General features: G+C 68.5%; 21 protein-coding genes. 3 read left to right on the top strand and 18 right to left on the bottom strand.

Annotation, left to right across the window (positions count from 1 at the left end):
- Nucleotides 1-4: 4 nt before the first annotated feature.
- The 6 genes from argH to argC are packed head-to-tail and all read right to left on the bottom strand — an operon-like array spanning nucleotide 5 to nucleotide 6,691.
- Nucleotides 5-1,408, bottom strand: a complete 1,404-nt coding sequence (argH, locus tag KIT89_RS04810; protein ID WP_297603485.1) for an argininosuccinate lyase — start codon at nucleotides 1,406-1,408, stop codon at nucleotides 5-7.
- The gene (gene argF / locus KIT89_RS04815) at nucleotides 1,405-2,355 is read right to left on the bottom strand and encodes an ornithine carbamoyltransferase (RefSeq protein ID WP_297603486.1); all 951 of its coding nucleotides are present in this window, start codon (nucleotides 2,353-2,355) and stop codon (nucleotides 1,405-1,407) included. Before argF ends, argH begins: the two co-directional genes overlap by 4 nt.
- Nucleotides 2,352-3,578 carry an acetylornithine transaminase gene (locus KIT89_RS04820; RefSeq protein ID WP_297603487.1) on the bottom strand — a complete coding sequence of 409 codons (1,227 nt, stop codon included), beginning with the start codon at nucleotides 3,576-3,578 and terminating at the stop codon, nucleotides 2,352-2,354. Before KIT89_RS04820 ends, argF begins: the two co-directional genes overlap by 4 nt.
- On the bottom strand, nucleotides 3,575-4,477 hold the full coding sequence (gene argB, locus KIT89_RS04825; protein ID WP_297603905.1) for an acetylglutamate kinase: 903 nt from the start codon (nucleotides 4,475-4,477) through the stop codon (nucleotides 3,575-3,577). The genes KIT89_RS04820 and argB overlap by 4 nt, the downstream gene beginning before the upstream one ends.
- A gap of 16 nt (nucleotides 4,478-4,493) precedes the next feature.
- Entirely contained in the window at nucleotides 4,494-5,648 is a 1,155-nt protein-coding gene (gene argJ / locus KIT89_RS04830; protein ID WP_297603488.1) for a bifunctional glutamate N-acetyltransferase/amino-acid acetyltransferase ArgJ, read from the bottom strand.
- Entirely contained in the window at nucleotides 5,645-6,691 is a 1,047-nt protein-coding gene (gene argC / locus KIT89_RS04835; protein WP_297603489.1) for an N-acetyl-gamma-glutamyl-phosphate reductase, read from the bottom strand. The genes argJ and argC overlap by 4 nt, the downstream gene beginning before the upstream one ends.
- Nucleotides 6,692-6,772: 81 nt before the next feature.
- Here argC and KIT89_RS04840 point away from each other — a divergent pair, with 81 nt between their 5' ends.
- Nucleotides 6,773-7,324: a DUF937 domain-containing protein gene (locus KIT89_RS04840; protein WP_297603491.1), complete on the top strand. Its 552-nt coding sequence runs from the start codon at nucleotides 6,773-6,775 to the stop codon at nucleotides 7,322-7,324.
- 566 nt (nucleotides 7,325-7,890) lie between these two features.
- On the opposite strand, the gene pheT is transcribed toward KIT89_RS04840, so the two are convergent.
- The 6 genes from pheT to infC all read right to left on the bottom strand — a co-directional run bounded on the left by pheT (nucleotide 7,891) and on the right by infC (nucleotide 13,642).
- Entirely contained in the window at nucleotides 7,891-10,386 is a 2,496-nt protein-coding gene (gene pheT / locus KIT89_RS04845; RefSeq protein ID WP_297603492.1) for a phenylalanine--tRNA ligase subunit beta, read from the bottom strand.
- Nucleotides 10,386-11,426: a phenylalanine--tRNA ligase subunit alpha gene (gene pheS / locus KIT89_RS04850; protein ID WP_297603493.1), complete on the bottom strand. Its 1,041-nt coding sequence runs from the start codon at nucleotides 11,424-11,426 to the stop codon at nucleotides 10,386-10,388. Before pheS ends, pheT begins: the two co-directional genes overlap by 1 nt.
- A gap of 11 nt (nucleotides 11,427-11,437) precedes the next feature.
- Nucleotides 11,438-12,259: an RNA methyltransferase gene (locus KIT89_RS04855; protein WP_297603495.1), complete on the bottom strand. Its 822-nt coding sequence runs from the start codon at nucleotides 12,257-12,259 to the stop codon at nucleotides 11,438-11,440.
- Between the two features lie 110 nt (nucleotides 12,260-12,369).
- The gene (gene rplT, locus KIT89_RS04860; protein WP_293167641.1) at nucleotides 12,370-12,759 is read right to left on the bottom strand and encodes a 50S ribosomal protein L20; all 390 of its coding nucleotides are present in this window, start codon (nucleotides 12,757-12,759) and stop codon (nucleotides 12,370-12,372) included.
- 30 nt (nucleotides 12,760-12,789) lie between these two features.
- Nucleotides 12,790-12,987, bottom strand: coding sequence for a 50S ribosomal protein L35 (rpmI, locus tag KIT89_RS04865; protein ID WP_293167643.1), 198 nt, complete (start codon nucleotides 12,985-12,987; stop codon nucleotides 12,790-12,792).
- Nucleotides 12,988-13,024: 37 nt separating this feature from the next.
- Nucleotides 13,025-13,642: a translation initiation factor IF-3 gene (gene infC / locus KIT89_RS04870; RefSeq protein WP_297603906.1), complete on the bottom strand. Its 618-nt coding sequence runs from the start codon at nucleotides 13,640-13,642 to the stop codon at nucleotides 13,025-13,027.
- 228 nt (nucleotides 13,643-13,870) lie between these two features.
- Here infC and KIT89_RS04875 point away from each other — a divergent pair, with 228 nt between their 5' ends.
- Complete coding sequence (locus tag KIT89_RS04875) at nucleotides 13,871-14,212, top strand: DUF1844 domain-containing protein (RefSeq protein ID WP_297603496.1); 342 nt, start codon at nucleotides 13,871-13,873, stop codon at nucleotides 14,210-14,212.
- 548 nt (nucleotides 14,213-14,760) lie between these two features.
- On the opposite strand, the gene KIT89_RS04880 is transcribed toward KIT89_RS04875, so the two are convergent.
- The 6 genes from KIT89_RS04880 to KIT89_RS04905 form a co-directional block, all read right to left on the bottom strand.
- A complete protein-coding gene (locus KIT89_RS04880) occupies nucleotides 14,761-15,528 on the bottom strand; it encodes an SseB family protein (protein WP_297603498.1) in 768 nt (255 codons plus the stop codon).
- The gene (gene priA / locus KIT89_RS04885; protein WP_297603500.1) at nucleotides 15,512-16,261 is read right to left on the bottom strand and encodes a bifunctional 1-(5-phosphoribosyl)-5-((5-phosphoribosylamino)methylideneamino)imidazole-4-carboxamide isomerase/phosphoribosylanthranilate isomerase PriA; all 750 of its coding nucleotides are present in this window, start codon (nucleotides 16,259-16,261) and stop codon (nucleotides 15,512-15,514) included. The genes KIT89_RS04880 and priA overlap by 17 nt, the downstream gene beginning before the upstream one ends.
- Before the next feature lie 120 nt (nucleotides 16,262-16,381).
- Entirely contained in the window at nucleotides 16,382-17,014 is a 633-nt protein-coding gene (gene hisH, locus KIT89_RS04890) for an imidazole glycerol phosphate synthase subunit HisH (protein WP_297603502.1), read from the bottom strand.
- 2 nt (nucleotides 17,015-17,016) lie between these two features.
- A complete protein-coding gene (gene hisB / locus KIT89_RS04895; RefSeq protein WP_297603504.1) occupies nucleotides 17,017-17,622 on the bottom strand; it encodes an imidazoleglycerol-phosphate dehydratase HisB in 606 nt (201 codons plus the stop codon).
- Nucleotides 17,619-18,695, bottom strand: coding sequence for a histidinol-phosphate transaminase (locus KIT89_RS04900; RefSeq protein WP_297603506.1), 1,077 nt, complete (start codon nucleotides 18,693-18,695; stop codon nucleotides 17,619-17,621). The genes hisB and KIT89_RS04900 overlap by 4 nt, the downstream gene beginning before the upstream one ends.
- A 58-nt stretch (nucleotides 18,696-18,753) precedes the next feature.
- Nucleotides 18,754-19,116 (bottom strand): LysM peptidoglycan-binding domain-containing protein, encoded by a 363-nt coding sequence (locus KIT89_RS04905; protein WP_297603507.1) that lies wholly within the window; start codon nucleotides 19,114-19,116, stop codon nucleotides 18,754-18,756.
- Between the two features lie 290 nt (nucleotides 19,117-19,406).
- Here KIT89_RS04905 and lexA point away from each other — a divergent pair, with 290 nt between their 5' ends.
- Nucleotides 19,407-20,120 carry a transcriptional repressor LexA gene (lexA, locus tag KIT89_RS04910; protein WP_297603509.1) on the top strand — a complete coding sequence of 238 codons (714 nt, stop codon included), beginning with the start codon at nucleotides 19,407-19,409 and terminating at the stop codon, nucleotides 20,118-20,120.
- Nucleotides 20,121-20,127 lie beyond the last annotated feature (7 nt).

Consider the following 20,127-nt stretch of genomic DNA (forward strand, 5'->3'; position numbering starts at 1 on the left):
CTGGTCAGGGCAGAGCCGCGAGGCGCTCGGTGAGGTGCGCGCGTTGCGCAGCCACGGCGGCCGGGGCCGTGCCGCCCGCGCCCGCACGCGAGGCGATCGAGCCCTCGACCGTGAGCACGTCGCGCACACCGGCGGTCAGGCGCGCGTCGATCGCTGCGTAGTCGGCGTCGCTCGGCTCGTGCAGCTCGAGGCCGCGCTGCTCGCAGTGCGCGACCAGCGCGCCCGAGATCTCGTGCGCCTCGCGAAACGGCACACCCTGCCGCACGAGCCAGTCGGCGACGTCTGTCGCCAACGAGAAGCCCTGAGGGGCGAGCGCGGCCATGCGCTCGGTGTCGAAGCGCAGCGTCGCCACCATGCCGGTGAACGCCGGCAGCAGCACTTCGAGCGTCTGGACGGCGTCGAACACGGGCTCTTTGTCTTCTTGCAGGTCGCGGTTGTACGCGAGCGGCAGGCCTTTGAGGGTGCTCAGCAGCCCCGTCAGGTCGCCGATGAGGCGCCCGGCCTTGCCGCGCGCGAGCTCGGCAATGTCGGGGTTCTTCTTCTGCGGCATGATCGACGAGCCGGTCGAGTAGCCGTCGTGCAGGGTGACGTAGCCGAATTCGCGCGTGTTCCAGATGATGATCTCTTCGGCGAGACGCGACAGGTCGACGCCGAGCTGCGCCGCGATGTAGGCGAACTCGGCGACGAGGTCTCGCGCGGCCGTCGCGTCGATCGAGTTCTCGGTCGGGCCGCTGAACCCCAGCTCAGTGGCGACGAGGGCCGGGTCGAGGCCCAGACTCGACCCCGCGAGCGCGCCAGCGCCGTACGGCGAGCGGTCACTGCGTGCCGCCCAGTCGCGCAAGCGCTCGAGGTCGCGCACGAGCGGCCACGCGTGCGCCAGCAGGTGATGCGCGAGCAGCACCGGCTGCGCGTGCTGCAAGTGGGTGCGGCCCGGCATGACGGCATCAGGATGCGCGTCTGCCTGCGCCGCGAGGGCCTCGATGAGCGACCGCACTTCGCGCGCGATCACGGCACCGTGGTCGCGCAGATAGAGCCGCACGAGCGTGGCGATCTGGTCGTTGCGGCTGCGCCCAGCGCGCAAGCGCCCGCCCAACTCTGCGCCGACCTCGGCGACGAGCGCCGCCTCGAGAGCACCATGCACGTCTTCGTCGTCTGGCCGAGGTTGCAGGCTGCCATCTGCCCAGCGCGCCTCGAGGGCGTCGAGGCCGGCGAGCATCCGCTCGAGGTCGTCGTCGGTCAGGTAGCCCGCCGCGGCGAGGGCGCGAGCGTGAGCGCGCGAACCCCGAATGTCGTAGCCGCCGAGCTGCCAGTCGAACTGGGTCGAGCGGCTGAGGCGCTGCAGTTCAGGCGAGGGTCCGTCGCTGAAGCGCGCGCCCCAGAGCGAGCCCTCGTTCGTGGCGCCGCTCATCGCGCACCCGCCGACGACTGCGCCAAGAGCCAGACCAGCAGCGCCTTCTGGGCGTGCAGCCGGTTCTCGGCTTCATCCCAGATCACCGATTGGGGGCCGTCGATGACCTCGGCGGTCACCTCGTAGCCGCGGTCGGCGGGCAGGCAGTGCAAGAACAGCGCATCGGGCTTCGCGTGCGCCATCATCGCAGGGTCGACCTGAAAGGCGCCGAACGTCGCCACGCGGTGCGCCTTCTCGTCTTCTTTGCCCATCGATACCCACGTATCGGTGACGACGACGTCGGCGCCCGTCACGGCAGCCACCGGGTCAGTGGTGACGGTGATCGAGCCGCCCATCTCGGCCGCGCGCCGCTCGGCATCGGCGACGACGGCGGCGGTCGGGGCGAACGCCTCAGGGGCCGCGACGCGCACGTGCATGCCTGCCGTGGCTCCCGCCAGCAGGTATGACTGCGCCATGTTGCTCGCGCCGTCGCCGAGAAAAGCCACCGTGAGCCCGGCGAGGTCGCCGCGGTGCTCGCGAATCGTCAGCAGGTCGGCGAGCAGCTGGCAGGGGTGAAAGTCATCGCTCAGCGCGTTGACGACCGGCACCGTGGTGCCCGCGGCCATCGCCTCGAGCCCCGACTGCGCGTAGGTGCGCCACACGATCGCCGCGACCATGCGCTCGAGCACGCGCGCCGTGTCGCTCGGCGTCTCTTTGCCGCCCAGCTGGCTGCTCGCGGTCGAGATGATGAGGGGCACTCCCCCGAGGTCGGCGATGCCGACCGCGAAGCTCACGCGCGTGCGGGTCGACGACTTGTCGAAGATGACGGCGACCGTCTGCGGGCCGGCGAGGGGTGTGCGCGCCCAGCGGTCGGCCTTGATCTGCATGGCGAGGTCGAGAATCTGGGCCTGCTCGGCGGGCGTGATGTCGTCGTCTCGCAAGAAGTGGCGTGCGGCGGGTGCGGTCATGGCTGGTCGGCCTCCGGGGTGTCGACGGTCGCGTGCGCTGCATGCAGGCTCGCGGCGAACAGGTCGAGAAAGCGAGCGATCTCAGCATCGCCGATGATGAGCGGCGGCGCGAGTCGAAGGCTCTCGTCGGTCGCGGCGTTGATGATGAGGCCGCGGTCGAGCGCTTCGGCGACGACGCGGTGCGCGAGCGGCGCGGTGAGCCCGATGCCGAGCAAGAGCCCGCGACCGCGCACCTCGGCGACGAGGGACGAATCGAGGCTCAGGATGCCCTGCCGCAGCTGCTCGCCCCGCCGAGCCGCGTTGCCGACGAGGTCGGCCCGTTCGATCTCGGCGAGCACGGCCCCGGCGACCGCCGTCGACAACGGATTTCCGCCGAAGGTCGACCCGTGCTGGCCGAGCGTGAACAGCTCGCTTGCCGCGCCGCGCGTGACGAGAGCACCGATGGGCACTCCCCCGCCGATGCCTTTCGCCACGACGATCGCGTCGGGCAGGTCGTCAGCGAGCTCACGCTGGAAGGCGAACCACTCGCCCGTGCGCCCCGCCCCGGTCTGAATCTCGTCGACGATGAGCAGCGCGCCATGCTCGCGCGTGAGCCGACGCGCCTCGGCGAGAAAGCCCTCGGGCAGCGGAACCACGCCGGCCTCGCCCTTGATGGGCTCGAGAATGACGGCGGCGACGTCGGGGCCGAGCGCGGCGGCGAGCGCCGCGAGCTCGGTCGGCAGGTGCTCGATGCCCGGCAGCATGGGCTCGAAGGGCTCGCGCAGGGCCGGCTTGCCGGTCACGGCCAGAGCGCCCATCGTGCGGCCGTGAAAGCCGCCCTCGAAGGCGAGAATGCGGGGCCGACCCGTGCGCCTCGCCAGCTTGACGGCGGCTTCGATGGCTTCGGCGCCCGAGTTGGCCGGGTAGACGCGGCCCGTGTCGCCGAAGCCGGCGAGTCGCACGAGCCGCTCGGCGAACTCGACCGCGGGCCGAGTAGTGAAGTAGTTGCTGACGTGCACGGCGCGCGCGGCCTGGGCGGCGATCGCCTCGACGACCACGGGGTGCGCATGACCGAGCGAGTTGACGGCGATGCCCGAGAGAAAGTCGAGGTACTCGTTGCCGTCGACATCGCGCACCAGAGCGCCGCGACCGTGGTCGAGCACGGCCATCGGGCTCGGGGCAGAGCGCATCGCGACACGGGCGAAGCGCTCGCGCAGAGCATCCGTCTCAGCACCGTGCCTCACGCGACCACCTCGGTGCCGATGCCGGCCTGCGTGAAGATCTCGAGCAGAATCGAGTGCGGAATGCGGCCGTCGATGATCGCCGCCTTCGAGACGCCGCCGTCGACCGCATCGAGGCACGCCGTCATCTTCGGAATCATGCCCGACTCGAGGCTCGGCAGCAGCGCGCGCAGCTCGTCTGCCTCGATCGACGAGACGAGCGAACTCGTGTCGGGCCAGTCGCGGTAGAGCCCCGCGACGTCGGTGAGAATCACGAGCTTCTCAGCGCCGAGCGCCACGGCGAGCGCCGCAGCCGCAGAGTCGGCGTTGACGTTGAGGCTCTGCCCCGGTGTGTCGCTGTCTGGCGCGATCGACGACACGACGGGGATGCGCCCCGCGTCGAGCTGCGCGAGCACAGCGGCGGGGTCGACGTGCACGACGTCGCCCACGAGGCCGAGATCGACTTCAGCGCCGTCGATCATGACACCTCGACGCCGACCCCGGAAGAGCCCCGCGTCTTCACCCGAGATCGCGGCCGCGAACGGCCCGTGCTCATTGATGAGGCTCACGAGCGATCGACTGATCTGGCCCGTGAGCACCATGCGCACGACCTCCATGGCTTCGGGGCTCGTCACGCGATAGCCGCCGCGAAACTCGCTCTCGATGCCGAACTTGTCGAGCATCGCCGAGATCTGGGGGCCCCCGCCGTGCACGATGACGGGCCGCAAGCCGACGGTGCGCAAGTAGACCATGTCTTCGGCGAACGCGCGCTGCAAGTCGTCGCTCACCATCGCGTTGCCGCCGAACTTGATGACGACGATGCGGTCGCGAAAGCGCTGCAGCCACGGCAGCGACTCGATGAGGGTCGCGGCTTTCACTGCTGCTTGGGCGTGGTCGTCGGCGACGGTCGCCGGGTCTCTCAATTCGCTCACGGTGGCCTCAGCTCGAGTACGCGCTGTTCTCGTGCACGTAATCGTGCGTGAGGTCGTTGGTGTAGATCTCGGCCTCGGCCTCACCGGCGTGCAGCTCGATGAGCACGCGAATGCCCCGGCCGCTCAAGTCGACCTCGGTGCGCGGGCGATCGGGCGCCCCCGCGTGGCACAGCCGCACCTCGTTGAACGAGACGTCGACGGCGTAGGGGTCGAAGTCGGCCTGCGTCGTGCCGATCGCGGCGAGCACGCGCCCCCAGTTGGGGTCGTTGCCGAACATGGCCGCCTTGAACAGGTTGCTGCGCGCGACCGACCGCGCCACCTCGACGGCGTCGGCCTCGGTCGCCGCGCCCTCGACCCTGATGCGAATGTCGTGGCTCGCCCCCTCGGCGTCGGTGATCAGCTGCTCGGCGAGGCTGTAGCAGACGGCCCTCAGCGACATCGTGAACCGGTCGAGTTCGGGGCGGATTCCGGATGCTCCGCTCGCGAGCAGCGCCACCGTGTCGTTGGTCGACATGCAGCCATCAGAGTCGATGCGGTCGAAGGTCGTGCGGGTCGCCTCGCGCAGCGCGGCATCGAGTTCGGCCGACGAGAGGTCGGCGTCGGTGGTGAGCACGACCAGCATCGTGGCGAGGCCCGGAGCGAGCATCCCGGCCCCCTTCGCCATGCCGCCGATCGACCAGCCGTCTGACGACAGCCACGACTCTTTCGGCACCGAGTCGGTCGTCATGATCGCGAGGGCCGCATCGGGGCCGCCCTCGGCGCTCAGCACTTGGCTGGCGACGGCCACTCCATCGAGCAGCTTCTTCTTGTCGAGCGGTTCGCCGATGAGGCCCGTCGAGCAGACCAGCACGTCGCCCGCCGACACGTCGTCGAGCATGCCGGCCACGAACTCGGCCGTCGCGTGCGTCACCTGAAAGCCCTCGGGCCCGGTGAAGCAATTGGCGCCGCCCGAATTGAGCACGATCGCGCTCACCTCGCCGTCGGCGATCACCTGCTGCGACCAGAGCACGGGGTGCGCCTTGGCGCGGTTGCTCGTGAATACCGCAGCGGCGGCCTTCGAGGGGCCCTGATTGACGACGAGCGCCAGGTCTTTGCCGCCGCTCGACTTCAGGCCGCAGGCGACTCCAGCGGCGACGAAACCGAGGGGGCGGGTGACACTCACGGGGCGACTCCGTTCACGGGCAGGCCGAGGGTCTCGTCGAGGCCGAGCGCGAGGTTGAGCGACTGCACGGCCGCACCCGCCGTGCCCTTCACGAGGTTGTCGATCGCGACGACGATGACCACGCGTTGCGCGTCGTCGTCGACCGCGAGGCCGATGAGCGCCGTGTTGGCGCCGACGACCGAACTCGTCGACGGAAACCGCCCCTCGGGCAGCACGTGCACGAACGGCTCGTCGGCGTAGGCAGACTGCCATGCGGCGCGCACGCTCGAGGCATCAGCGCCCGGCGCGAGTCGCGCCGTGACCGTCGCGAGAATGCCGCGCGCCATCGGCACGAGCACGGGCGTGAACGAGATGGTGGGCCGGTCGGCACCCGCCCAGCGCACGTTCTGCAGCATCTCGGGAACATGCCGGTGCACTCCCCCGACGGCATACGGCGTCGCGGCGCCCAGCAGTTCGCTTGCCAGCAGATCGGTGCGCAACGTGCGCCCGGCCCCACTCGGCCCGACGGCGAGCACCGCCGTCAGGTCGTGCGCTTCGATGACTCCGCTTTGGATGCCCGGTGCGAGCCCCAGCGTCACCGCCGTCACGTTGCACCCGGGCACGGCTATGCGGCGCGCGCCTTCGAGGCGCGACCGTTGGCGGCCACCGTCGGCGAGCACCAGTTCAGGAAGCCCGTAGGCCCATGCTCCGCGGTGCTCGCCCCCGTAGAAGCGCGCCCAGTCGTCGGCACTCTCGAGCCGGTGGTCGGCGCCGCAGTCGAGCACGAGAGTGTCGTCGGGCAGCTGCGCGGCGATTGCGCCCGAGGCGCCGTGCGGCAGCGCGAGCACGACGGCGTCGTGGCCGGCGAGCTGCTCAGCGGTGGTCTCGACCAGGGTCAGATGGTCGAGCGAGCGCAAGTGCGGGTGCACCTCGACCAGTGGTTGCCCGGCGTTGCTGTGCGCCGTCACCGTGCGAATGTCAACCTGAGGGTGGTCAGCGAGCAAGCGCAACACCTCGCCACCCGCATAGCCGCTGGCCCCAGCGACCGCCACCGAATAGGACATGTGCTTAACCTTTGCAGACAATACGATGTGAATTCGACACGGGCGCGCGCGAGGCCGCCCGTCGAATGAAGGAGCAAGAGCATGGACGACCTGAGCAGCCTCATCAACCTCATCCCGATCGGTGACATCGCCAAGAAGATCGGCGTCGACGAGAACGTCGCGAAGGCTGCGGTCGCCGTCGCTGTTCCCGCCATCGTCGGTGGGCTCGCCGCCAACGCGAAAGACAAAGACGGGGCGAAGTCGCTCGAGAGTGCGCTCGGGCACCACGCCGGCCGCACCCCGAAGAAGCTCGCCGACATCGACGAAGAAGACGGCGAGAAGATCGTCTCTCACGTGTTCGGGTCAAAGAAGAACGACGTGGCCAAGGCCGCGGCCGCGAAGGCCGACGCGAAGGCCGAGGGCGTCGACATCGGCGCGATCGTCGCTCAGGTGCTGCCGATCATCGCGCCGATCGTGCTGGCGTTCGTCGCCAACCAGTTCATGGGACAGAAGGCTGAGCCTGCCGCAAAGGCTGAGCCCGCCGCTGCCGCAAACCCGCTCGCCGATATGCTCGGCAGCCTCGTGTCGAGCCCGCAGGGTCAAGAGCTCATCGTCGGCGCCCTCGGCGGACTGCTCGGCGGTGGCAAGAAGTAGTAGCTCTCGCGGCAGTGACTCGGGCGCGGCATCCCTTGCGGGTGCCGCGCCTTGGTGTTGCTCGGGGTGGGTTGGTCGGGGTGGTTAGTCGGGGTGGTTGCTCGGGGTGGGTTGCTCGGGAGAGTTGCTCGGGGCAACGTGATCGCGCGGGTTGCCCGGGTGGGCTACGCGAGGCGGCACCGGCGGTTGACCTCGCGTTGTGCCGGTCTTGAAACGATCCATCGGTCACTTGTTGTGGGCAGTACTGAGTCGAGACGTCATAAGTGACCGATGGACGGCCGAAGTGACAGGTCGAGGGTGCTGCCCGGCATTGGTGAACCTCTTGGTGAGCCCGCGACGGTCTGCGGCGGCACAAGGTGCTGACACGTGCTGCAGAGGTTCAGAACCCCCACGACTGGTCAGTTGTTGCCGCTACACCCAGACGTAGCAGCAACAAGTGACCACTCGGCGTCGATTCGTGCACGCCTGGAGGGTCGCGCAACCGCAGAGCGCTCACCCTGCAGGGTCGCGCAACCGTAGAGCGCAAGGTCGCGCAACCGCAGCTTTCAGGCGCGCAACCGCAGCGGTCAGGCGCGTAGCGTCGCGCCCAGCCGCTCGGCGGCGAGTGCAAGCCCCGCGAGCTTGGCCTCGGTCGCTTCAGCGGCCGTCAAGGTGCGGTCGTCTGCCCTGAAGCGCAGCGCGAGGGTAATGGCTTTGGTGCCGGGTTCGAGGCCGGTTCCGCGATAGTCGTCGACGATCTGCGCGTCTTCGAGCAGCGCGCCCGCACCCTCGACGACGGCGTCGCGCACGGCTCCGGCCGTCACCGACTCATCGACCACGACGGTGAGGTCTTGCGTGGCAGCGGGAAACCCGACGATGCGACCCGCGACGACCTCGCTCGAGCCCAGCTCGATGAGCGCGTCGAGGTCGAGTTCGAGCACGCCGACCTGTCGCGGCAGGTCGCGCTCGAGTGCGACGGCGGGCAGCAGTTCGCCCGCGACCCCGACAGGGGTCTCGCCAACCCACAGCGACGCCGTGCGCCCCGGGTGCAGCGCGGGATGCGTGGCGGTGTCGACGCGCAGTTCGACGCCGACGACCGAGGCGATGGCACGCGCGGCGTCGAGCGCGTCGGCGATGCCCGCGGCTTCGGCGCTCTGGTCGATTCCGCGCGGGCGCCGCTCGCCGACGAACAGTGCCGTCACATAGCGGGGCTGCTGCGGGATGCTCTGCTGCAGCTCGGCCAACTGCGCGTCACTCGGCCGGGCGCCGCCCGGCGGCACGTCGTCGACGCCGTAGCGCTGACCGGCCTCGGGTAAGAACACCGTGCCGATCTCGAACAGGCTCACGTCGGTGAGGCCGCGCGACACGTTGCGGTGCGCGATGCGCACGAGCCCGGGAATCAGGCTGCGTCGCAGTCGAGCCGCCTCAGAGTCGATGGGGTTGGCGACGACCATGCTCGACGCCTCGGGCCCGTCGATGAGCGCGTTATCGGCTTGTGACACGAAGGGGTAGGCGAGCACTTCGGTGAGACCCGAGGCTGCGAGGGCGTTGGCCACCGCGCGGCGCACGCGCTGGGCTCGGGTGAGCCCGCGCCCCGGGGGCGCGATCGGCAGCACCGCCGGAATGCGGTCGTAGCCCACGATGCGCGCCACCTCTTCGGCGAGCGAGGCCGCGTCGATGAGGTCGGGTCGCCAACTCGGCGGCGTCACGAGCCAGCCGTCGGTCTCGACCGTGAGCGAGCATCCGATCGCCTCGAGCGAGTCGGTGATCTCGTCGAGCGAGAAGTCGACTCCGACGAGTGCGTCGACGTAGCCTTCGGCCACGTGAATCGTGCGAGGGCTCGGTGCGTCGACCCAGGCCGACCCGAGGTCGTCGGCGGTGCCGCCGGCGAGCTCGACGAGCAGGTCGACGACGCGCTGCGCCGCGGGTTCGGCCACGAGCGGGTCGACGACGCGCACGAAGCGGCGTGAGGCCTCGCTCGGCAGTTTGTGCCGCTTGGCGGTGCGGGCGATCGAGACGGGCTCGAAGCGCGCGGCCTCGATGAGCACGTCGACCGTCGTCGATGAGATCTCGGTGCTCGCGCCGCCCATGACCCCCGCGAGGCCGATCGGCCCCGACCCGTCGGTGATGAGCAGGTCTTCGGGGTGCAGGGTGCGGGTCTGGTCGTCGAGGGTCACGAGGGTCTCGCCCGCGCGTGCTCGGCGCACCGTGATGCCTCCGCTGAGCTTCTGCAGGTCGTAGGCGTGAATCGGCTGGCCGAGTTCGAGCATGACGTAGTTGGTCACGTCGACGACGAGAGAGATCGAGCGGATGCCCGCGAGCGACAAACGGGAGATCATCCATGCCGGAGTCGGTCGCGACGTATCGATGCCGCGCACGACGCGCGTGACGAACGCATCGCACCCGGGCACCGAGCGAATGGGTGCGTCATCGCGCACGACGACCTCGAAGCCGGATGCCCGGCTCGGGGTGACGGCGAGCGCCGGGTCGCGAAACACCGAGCCCGTCGAGTGCGAGTACTCGCGCGCGACGCCCCGCATCGACAGCGCGTAGCCGCGGTCGGGGGTCACGTTGATCTCGACCGCGACGTCGTCGAGGCCGAGCAGGGCGATCGCGTCGGTGCCCACCTCGGGGTCGAGCTCGAGCGTGGCCAGGCGCAGAATGCCGTCGTGCTCGTCGCCGAGGCCGAGTTCGCGAGCGCTCGCGATCATGCCGTCAGAGACGTGGCCGTAGGTCTTGCGGGCCGAGATCTCGAACGGCCCGGGCAGCACGGCTCCCGGCAGCGAGACGACAACCTTGTCGCCGACCTCGAAATTGTGCGCGCCGCAGACGATGCCGCGAACCTCGTCTGGCCCGGTCTGCACCTGGCACCAGCGGATGGTCTTGCCGTTCGACTGCGGCTCGTCAACGAATTCGAGCACCTGCCCGACGACGATCGGGCCCGTGAGCGGCGAGCCGTGAATCTCTTCTTCTTCGAGGCCGACGCGCACGAGTGCCGCGTGCACCGCTTCGGCGTCGCCCATCGGGTCGCCGGTCTTCGGCACGTCGACGTAGTCGCGCAGCCACGACAGTGAAACCCGCATCAGACCACCATTCCGAACTGCTGTGAGAAGCGCACATCGCCTTCGACCATGTCGCGCATGTCGCTCACCCCGTTGCGGAACATGAGCGTGCGCTCGACTCCCATGCCGAACGCGAAGCCCTGATAGACCTCGGGGTCGATGCCGGCCGACCGCAGCACGTTGGGGTTGACCATGCCGCAGCCGCCCCACTCGATCCAGCGCGGGCCTTCGCGAAAGGTCGGATGCCACACGTCGAGCTCGGCGCTCGGCTCGGTGAACGGAAAGTATGAGGGGCGCAACCGAATGCGAGCACCTTCGCCGAACAGTGCTCGCGCGAGGTGCTCGAGTGATCCGCGCAAGTGGGCCATCGTGAGCCCTTTGTCGATGGCGATGCCCTCCATCTGGTGAAAGACGGGGGTGTGCGTGGCGTCGAGCTCGTCGGTGCGGTAGACGCGGCCGGGCGCGACGATGTAGAGCGGAACCCCTCGGCGCAGCATCGACCGCGACTGCACGGGGCTCGTGTGCGTGCGCAGCAGCAGGTGGCGCTCTTCTGGCTCGACGAAGAAGGTGTCTTGCATGGCGCGCGCGGGGTGATCGGGCGCGAAGTTGAGGGCGTCGAAGTTGAACCAGTCGTTCTCGAGCTCTGGGCCCTCGTCGACCTCCCAGCCCATCCCGACGAAGATGTCGCTCATCTGCTCCATGAGCGTCGTCAGCGGGTGGCGCGCACCGGGCAGACGCAGGGGCGGGATGCCCGTCACATCGATCGCTTCGGCCTCGAGCCGTGCTTGCTCTTCACCCGCGACCAGTTCGGCCTCGCGGTCGGCGATCGCCTGAGTGACCCGCGCTCGAGCCTGGCCGACGAGCTTGCCGGCTGCCGCCTTCTGGTCACCCGGAACGTCGCGCAGCTGTGCACTGAGCGCTGCGAGCGCTGATGACTCGCCGACGTGCGCCGACTTCGCGGCCTTCAGCGCGGCCGAGTCGGTCGCGGCGGCGATCGCCTCGAGGGCGGCCTTGACGGCAGAGTCGACGGCGGATTCGGTGATCGCGGGCTGTGACGGCACGAAAGACGAGTTTAGTGCGGGTGAGCGGCAGCGGTCGCCCGCTGGGCGAAGGCGCTCTCGTAGAGGCACACCGCTGCTGCGGTGGCGAGGTTGAGCGACTCTGCCTTGCCGTAGATCGGCACGATCACCGCGCGGTCGGCGAGCTGCAGTTGCTCGTCGGTGAGCCCTCGCGCTTCGTTGCCGAAGAGCCACGCCGTGGGGCCGTCGAGGTGACCGTCTGACCGCACGGCAAGCAGATCGTCACCCGAGATGTCGGCGGCGAGAATGCGTGAACCCGCCTCGCGCAAGCGCTGCAGGGTCGACTCGAGCTCGACCGAGACGACGACGGGCAGGTGGAAGAGCGAGCCCGTCGTGGCGCGCACGACCTTGGGGTTGAAGACGTCGACGCTTGTGCCGGTGAGGATGACGGCATCGGCGCCCGCGGCGTCGGCAACCCTGATGATGGTGCCCGCATTGCCGGGGTCGCGCACCTCTTCGAGCACCGCCACAAGTGTGGGGCGGCGCTGCAGCAGCTCGTCGAGTGCGAGGGGAAACTGCCGGCAGACCGCGACGACTCCCTGCGGGGTGACGGTGTCGGCGATGGTGGTGAGCACAGCATCCGTCGCCGATTCGACGCGCACGTCAGACCGCGCAGCCTCGCGAGCGATGGCCGGGTGGCGGTCGAGGGCCGCCGAGGTGATGAAGATCTCGACGACGAGCTCTGGCCGATAGTGCAGTGCCTCGAGCACCGCCTGCGGCCCCTCGATGAGGAAGAGCCCGGTCTCAGACCGCTGGTTCTTCTTCGCGAGTTTGGCCGCCGCGCGCACGCGGGGCGAGCGCGGGTTGTCGATCACAGCGCCATGCTAGCGATCGGGGTATGAACGCACGGTGAACACGGCCGCGCGAACACGAACGCGGCGCGCCCCCAGTGAGGGGCACGCCGCGATGACGAATCGTGAGGCGATCAGGCCGCGTCGGTCTTCGGAGCAGACGTGTCTGCCGGAAGAGCCTCTTTGGCCACCTTCACGAGAGCGGTGAACGCCGCCGGCTCGTTGACGGCCAACTCGGCGAGCATGCGACGGTCAACCTCGACGCCCGCAAGGCCGAGACCCTGGATGAGGCGGTTGTAGGTGAGACCGTTGGCGCGCGACGCAGCGTTGATGCGCTGAATCCAGAGGCGACGGAACTCGCCCTTCTTCGCACGGCGGTCGCGGTACGAGTAGACGAGCGAGTGCGTGACCTGCTCTTTGGCCTTGCGGTAGAGGCGCGACCGCTGACCGCGGTAGCCCTCGGCCCGCTCGAGGATGACCCGACGCTTCTTGTGGGCGTTGACCGCCCGCTTGACTCTTGCCATTTCTTCAGTCCTTCAGTTTCGTCTCGGGTCTTACTTCTTGCCGATGAGCTTCTTGATGACCTTGGCGTCTTGCGGCGCGAGCACGACCTCGCGGTTCAGACGACGCGTGACCTTGCTCGACTTCTTCTCCAGGTTGTGGCGCATGCCGGCACCCTGCTTCATGACCTTGCCTGAGCCGGTCAACTTGAATCGCTTCTTCGCACCGGAGTGCGTCTTCTGCTTAGGCATTTCTTCCTCGTTTCGTCGTGGTTCTGCACCGACGGGTTCAGTCGCCGTCGGAAGTCTCTGGTGTTGCGGTGGCAGGTTCGTTGGTCTCTTTGCGAGCCGCCTTGGTGGCAGCACGTGCCGCCATCTGTTCTGCCTTCGCGTCGGCCTTCGTGCGCAACGGCCCGATGATCATCACCATGTTGCGGCCGTCGATCATCGGCGTCGACTCGACGGTGCCGAACTCGGCAACATCTTCTGCGAAGCGCTGCAGCAATCGCACCCCCTGCTCGGGGCGTGACTGCTCGCGCCCGCGAAAGAGGATCATGGCCTTGACCTTGTCGCCAGCCTGCAAGAAGCCTTCAGCGCGCTTGCGCTTGGTCTCGTAGTCGTGCTTGTCGATCTTCAAGCGAAAACGCACCTCTTTGAGGATGGTGTTCGCCTGATTGCGTCGGGCCTCTTTGGCCTTCTGCGCAGCCTCGTACTTGAACTTGCCGTAGTCCATGATCTTGACCACGGGCGGCTTCGAGTTCGGGGCAACTTCGACGAGGTCGAGGTCTGCCTCTTGCGCCAGGCGCAGGGCAACCTCGATCTTGACGACTCCGACCTGTTCTCCTGCTGGGCCGACGAGGCGCACCTCGGGCACACGGATGCGATCGTTCGTTCTCGGTTCGCTGATGCGATTCTCCTCTGCTGTGTCAACACGGGTGGTGCTGTGGTGAAAGCGGAGGAATTCCCTGGCGCAAACCAGTACCACCCACGGACTTCGCGCGGCCTTCCAGCCGTCGAACGGGGTGATGCGACCCGGTAACCTAGTAGTCGGTCAAGCGCGGGTGGGAGGTGACTCCACTTTCGTACCGGGGGTCTGGCCCCGGAGCCCGCACAACAATAGCAGGTGAAAGGTCTCATGAGCGAGAGCGCCACCGACACCGACCCTTCGCGCGACATCGCAGAGGTTCCGGCCGTCGAGATCATCAACACCGTCGCCGTGCACCTCTTGAGTGCTGCCGCGGTCAAGTGCGGGCTCTCAGAGAACGGCGACGACGAGATCGACCTCGCCGAAGCCCGCAAACTCATCATCGCCCTCGCCGGGCTCATCACCGCCTCGGCACCCGAGCTCGGAGATCACCACGCGCGCGTGCTGCGCGACGGTCTGCGCTCGGTGCAGCTCGCCTTTCGCGAGGCCTCGCCGTTTCCGGATGCCCCGGGCATGGGGCCGGGCGAGAAGCTCACGGGGCCCGTGTCGTAGGGGTTCTCGGGTCACTCCCCTGATCGCGGTGCAGCCCGTTGACGAACTCGACGAGGTCAACCCGTCTCGGGTGTTCGGGGTGGCTCCCCGGCGAGCACCTGACCCGCTCGGTACTCCGTCTCTAGACCGATCTCTCGTATGCCTAGGTTCCACCCTGGAACAGAGGACGGCACCAAGCCCAGGCCGAATCACTGCCGCTCGCACTCCGTCGCCGTCGGCTTCGAGGATGATCGAGCCGTGCAGGTTCGGATACGTCCACTGCTCACGAGGCTCAGCACCGAGCACGAAGCGCACTGCTGCGCCACCGGGAAGAGAGACCGTGTATTCCGTGATGGCACCGCCAGCATCCACCACCAGACCAGACAGATCAGCGGCGGCAGTGTGGGCGTAGCGAGTTGTGACCGCCGACTCACCCGGCACTGTCACCGAGCGAGCCACAATGCGATTGGTGACATCGCGCACGTACTCAATCACCGTCGACGTGGAGTCGCCATGATCGATGTTCCCGCGTGTGCTCTGCTCCGCAGCTACCGATTCGGCGGGGCGGGCTACTCGCTCGAAGCGGCCACGGGCTGCACCGTGAGCGAGTCGATGCGCTCGGCGACCGTCGCATCGTTCGACCACGCGGCGGTGAGGGCGCCGATGATGGTGCGCAGGGCATCCCCGTCGAGCCCCGGTTCGATCGCGAGACGCACGATCACCTCGGGGCCAGCGCCGCGCGCGAGCGGATCACCGGCCACGAGCGAGACCGCCCAGATCTGCGGATGCTCTGCCGCGGGCCGCGCCACCGCCTCGAGCACCCCGGCATCGTCCACCGCGGGCACCCACTCTTCGCCTTGCGCGATCGCCCACACCGCAGGGCGCGGCAGCACGACCTCGTCGCCGGCCGAACGCGCATCGATCACGACCCGATCGGTGCCCTCGCTCGCCGCCGCGAGCGCGACCCTCACGGCACTCGCCGGAACGGGGCGAGCATCGGGCCGCCAGCGGTTCATCGCCGCCACCGACGAGAACACGGGCAGAATCGGGCGGCCATCGGGCCCCGACACGGTGATGATCGACAGCTCTTGACTCTTGTCGACCACGAGTCCGTCGGCAGTGACGCCGGTGTCGCCCGCGACGGCGACGAGGGGAATGAGAAACCGACACTCACGAACGGCGTCGACGAGAGCGCTGAAGCTCAGCTCGCCGCGGCGAAACGCGTCGCGAGCCTCGACGTAGCTCGACGGCGCTGAACCGTCGTCGTCGGCGCTCGGGTTGGGCTCGAAGTGCCGCCCCTCCCAGGGCTGGCCCGCCGAATCAGCGGCCCGCGACATCCAGAGCTTCGGGCAGGGTGAAGGCACCGGCATAAAGGGCCTTGCCCACGATCGTGCCCTCAAGGCCGAGCGGCACGAGTTCGCGCAGCGCGGCGATGTCGTCGAGGCTCGACACGCCACCGGAGGCGATCACCGGGCGGTGGGTGCGCTCCATGACCGAGCGCAGCAGGTCGAGGTTCGGGCCTTTGAGAGTGCCGTCTTTCGTGACATCGGTGACCACATAGCGAGCGCAACCCGCCGACTCGAGGCGCTCGAGCACCGACCAGAGGTCGCCGCCCTCCTCCGTCCAGCCACGAGCCGCGAGCGTCGTGCCCCGCACGTCGAGCCCGACGGCGATCGCCTCGCCGTATTCGGCGATGACGTGCGCTGCCCACTCGGGGTTTTCAAGAGCCGCCGTGCCCAAGTTGATGCGCTTCGCACCCGTCGCGAGCGCTGCCTCGAGCGTCGCGTCGTCGCGAATACCGCCCGACAGCTCGATGTTGACGTGGCGAGGGGTGGTCTTGACGACCTTCTTGATGACGGCGCGGTTGCTGCCACGGCCGAACGCTGCGTCGAGGTCGACCAGGTGAATCCACTCAGCACCCTGATCGGCGAACTCGTGAGCCGCATCAACCGGGTCGCCGTAATTGGTCTCGGTGCCGGCCTCGCCCTGCGTGAGCCGCACCGCCTTGCCCCCCGCGACATCGACCGCCGGAAGCAGGGTCAGGGTCGGGATTCTCGAGAACTCACTCATGCGGGGCTTTCTGATCGTGTCACGGTGTCAGTCATCTCACGGCCGACGACGCAACGACGTGGCCAAACACAAGATCGTACTCCGACTCGGCGACGCTTCTGACCCGCACGCACAGACGAATCACAGCGTCTCAAGCCAATTGGCGAGCAAGCGCAAGCCAGCCGCCCCCGACTTCTCGGGGTGAAACTGCGTGCTGCACAGCGGACCATTCTCGACCGCGGCGACGAAACGCTCGCCGTGCTCGGCCCACGTGACCATCGGCGCAGCAATCGCCGGGTGCGGGTCGAGCAGCCACTCGTGCGCAGCATACGAGTGCACGAAGTAGAAGCGTTCGTCAGAGATTCCGGCGAACAAGCGCGACCCGCTCGGGGCTTCGACGGTGTTCCAACCCATGTGCGGCACCGTCGCAGCGGTCAGCTCGGTCACCGCTCCGGGCCACTGCCCGAGGCCGGCCGTCACGACGCCGCGCTCGACTCCGCTCTCGAACATGATCTGCTGACCCACGCAGATGCCGAGCACCGGTCGGCCGCCCGCGAGCCGCCGATCGATGAGTTCATCGCCGCGCACGGTGCGGAGGGCATCCATCACCGCATTGAACGCGCCGACACCGGGAACCAGGAGTCCGTCGGCGGCCAGCACGCGGTCGCGGTCGGCCGTGAGCTCGACGCGCGCCCCCGCAGCCTCGAGGGCCTTCGCCGCCGAATGCACGTTGCCAGAGCCGTAGTCGAGCACGACCACATCGGGCGCAGTCACGATCAGAGGGCGCCCTTGGTCGACGGAATGCCGTGCACGCGCTCATCGAGCTGCACCGCCTGGCGAAACGCGCGCGCGAAAGCCTTGAACTCGGCCTCGGCGATGTGGTGCGGGTCGCGCCCGGCAAGCACCGTGAGGTGCACCGTCAAGCCCGCGTGCATCGTGATCGCCTCGAAGACGTGGCGCACCATCGAACCCGTGAAGTGGCCGCCGATGAGGTGGTGCTCGAAACCGGCGGGCTCGCCAGAGTGCACCAGGTAGGGCCGACCGCTGACGTCGACCACCGCCCGAGCGAGGGCCTCATCGAGCGGCACGAACGCGTCGCCGAAGCGCGCGATGCCGGCCTTATCGCCGAGAGCCTGCGCGATGGCTGAGCCGAGCACGATGCCGGTGTCTTCGACCGTGTGGTGCACGTCGATGTGCGTATCGCCGCTTGCCGACACGTCGAGGTCGACGAGCGAGTGCTTCGCGAACGCCGTGAGCATGTGGTCGAAGAAGGGCACGCTCGTCGAGATCGACGAACGACCGGTGCCGTCGAGGTCGAGTCGCAACTTGATCGACGACTCACTGGTCTCGCGCCGAAGCTCGGCGATGCGGGGTGTGCTCACCGACCCATCCTAGCCAGCACCTCGAGAAACTCGGTCGTCTCACCAGGGGTGCCCGCGGTGACGCGCAAGTGGTTGTCGAGCCCCACATCGCGAATCAAGATGTCGTGGTCGAGCAGATAACTGAAGGTCGTCTGCGGGTCAGCGACACCGCCGAACAGCACGAAGTTGGCCCAGCTGTCGTGCGGGGCAAAGCCGAGCGCGGCCAGCTCGACGATGAGCCGATCACGCTGCTGCCGAATCACGTCGACCGTGCGCAGCATGGTCTCGGCGTGCTCGAGCGCCGCCACAGCCGCGGCCTGCGTCACCGCAGACAAGTGGTAGGGCAGCCGCACGAGCCGCAGCGCGTCGATGACGGCAGCGTCTGCGGCGAGATACCCCAGCCGCGCCCCCGCAAAGGCGAAGGCCTTGCTCATGGTGCGCGAGACGAGCAGCCGCGGCCGACCCTCGAGCAGGCCGATTGCGTCTGGCTTACCCTCTGGCATGAACTCTGCGTACGCCTCGTCGACCATGACGATGCCGCGGCTGGCCTCATAGACCGCCTCGATCGTGTCGAGACCCAGTGGCGTGCCCGTGGGGTTGTTGGGCGCGCACAAGAACACCAGGTCGGGGTCGTGCCGCTCGACCGCGGCCACGGCGGTGTCGGGCGACAGCGTGAAATCGGCGTCGCGCTCGCCCGTCACCCACGCTGTGCCCGTGCTCGCCGCGATGATCGAGTGCATCGAATAGGTGGGAGGAAAACCGAGCACCGTGCGGCCAGGGCCGCCGAACGCCTGCAGCACGTGCTGAATGACCTCGTTCGACCCGTTGGCGGCCCACACCTGCTCGGGGCGCACTCGCCCCGCGAGATAGCCGGCGAGACTCTCGCGCAACGCCGTGAACTCGCGATCGGGGTAACGGTTGATCGAGCGCAGCTCGCGCTCGACCGCGGCGGCGACGTGCGCCACGACCTCGTCGGGCACCGGATGCGTGTTCTCGTTGACGTTGAGCGCGATGCGCACCGACTTCTGCGGGGCGCCGTACGGCGACTGCCCCCGCAGGTCGTCACGAATGGGCAGTTCGTCGAGACTCGTCACGCCCTCAATCGTAGGGGCGCAACCGGAGGCGCTCAGTCGACGTCGGGCGGTGGCCCGCTCAGTCGACGTAGCGATCGGGAACGATGAGCTGCTGACCGGGGTGCACCGAGGCGCTCGTGAGGTTGTTGATCGCGATGAGGTCTGAGACGACATCGGCCGTCGAGCTGCCCGGGGCGATCATGCTCGCCACCTGCCACAGCGACTGCCCCGATTCGACGGTGACGGTCGTCACGGTCGAGGCGCCCGACGTAGCCGTGGCTCCCCCACCGTTCAGGGCCATGCTGATGAGCGCGAGCACGAGCGGCAGCGCCACGAGCACCGCGATCACCACGCGCCCGCGACGCGTGAGCCGCAAGCGGGTGCGGGGCGCGACCGTGCGCGCAGGGGTGCTCACCCAGCTGTCGTAAGAGATCGCCGTCATGATGTGGCCTTTCTCGACTGTCGTGGTACAGGTCCCCCGGCATCGGGGGGATGCCGGGGGATGCATGCGCACCTCGGCCGGGAGGAACCCATGCGAACCTGTGTTTCGAACATACCTTCGATCGAACACAGTTTCAAGCCCCCGAGACACTTTCTGCCCGATTTTTCTCGACACACTCGAACAGATGTTTGATCTGCGCCGTCTGACTGGATAGAGTTTCGAGGGTTCGGAAGTATTCCACTGCCGACCACCGACATTGCGCTCGAGCACTGCGCAGAACGGAGCCGATCATGGCCGAAGAGAACTCGACACACGAGAGCTCAGAGTTCGACGCCGTCGCGCCCGGCACCCGGCGCCGCACGACGCTGAGCGACAAGCAGCGCGAGATTCTCAGCGTCATTCAGGCCTCGGTCGCACGCCGAGGCTACCCGCCGAGCATGCGCGAGATCGGCGAGGCCGTCGGGCTCGCATCACTCTCGAGCGTCTCGCACCAGCTCGGTCAGCTCGAGCTCAGCGGCTATCTGCGCCGCGACCCGAACCGCCCCCGCGCGCTCGAAGTGCTCATCGACCTCGAGCCCGAGCCCGGTTTCGGCACCGACGTTGAGACGCCAGCGGGCCCCTCAGTGGGCGACGCCGCCATGGTTCCGCTCGTCGGTCGCATCGCCGCGGGTATTCCCATCACGGCAGACCAGATGGTCGAAGAAGTGGTGCCGCTGCCCCGCCAGCTCGTGGGCAAGGGCGACCTCTTCATGCTCACCGTCGTCGGCGACTCGATGATCGACGCGGCCATCTGCCACGGCGACTGGGTCGTCGTGCGTCAGCAGAACACGGCAGAGAACGGCGAGATCGTCGCCGCGATGCTCGACGACGAAGCGACCGTCAAGGTGTTCAAGCAGCGCGACGGCCACACCTGGCTGCTGCCGCAGAACTCTGCATACGAACCCATTCTGGGTGACCACGCGACCGTGCTCGGCAAGGTCGTGGCGGTCTTGCGCTCGGTCTAGGTCGAGC

Source organism: Microcella sp. (assembly GCF_025808395.1).
Taxonomy (GTDB): domain Bacteria; phylum Actinomycetota; class Actinomycetes; order Actinomycetales; family Microbacteriaceae; genus Microcella.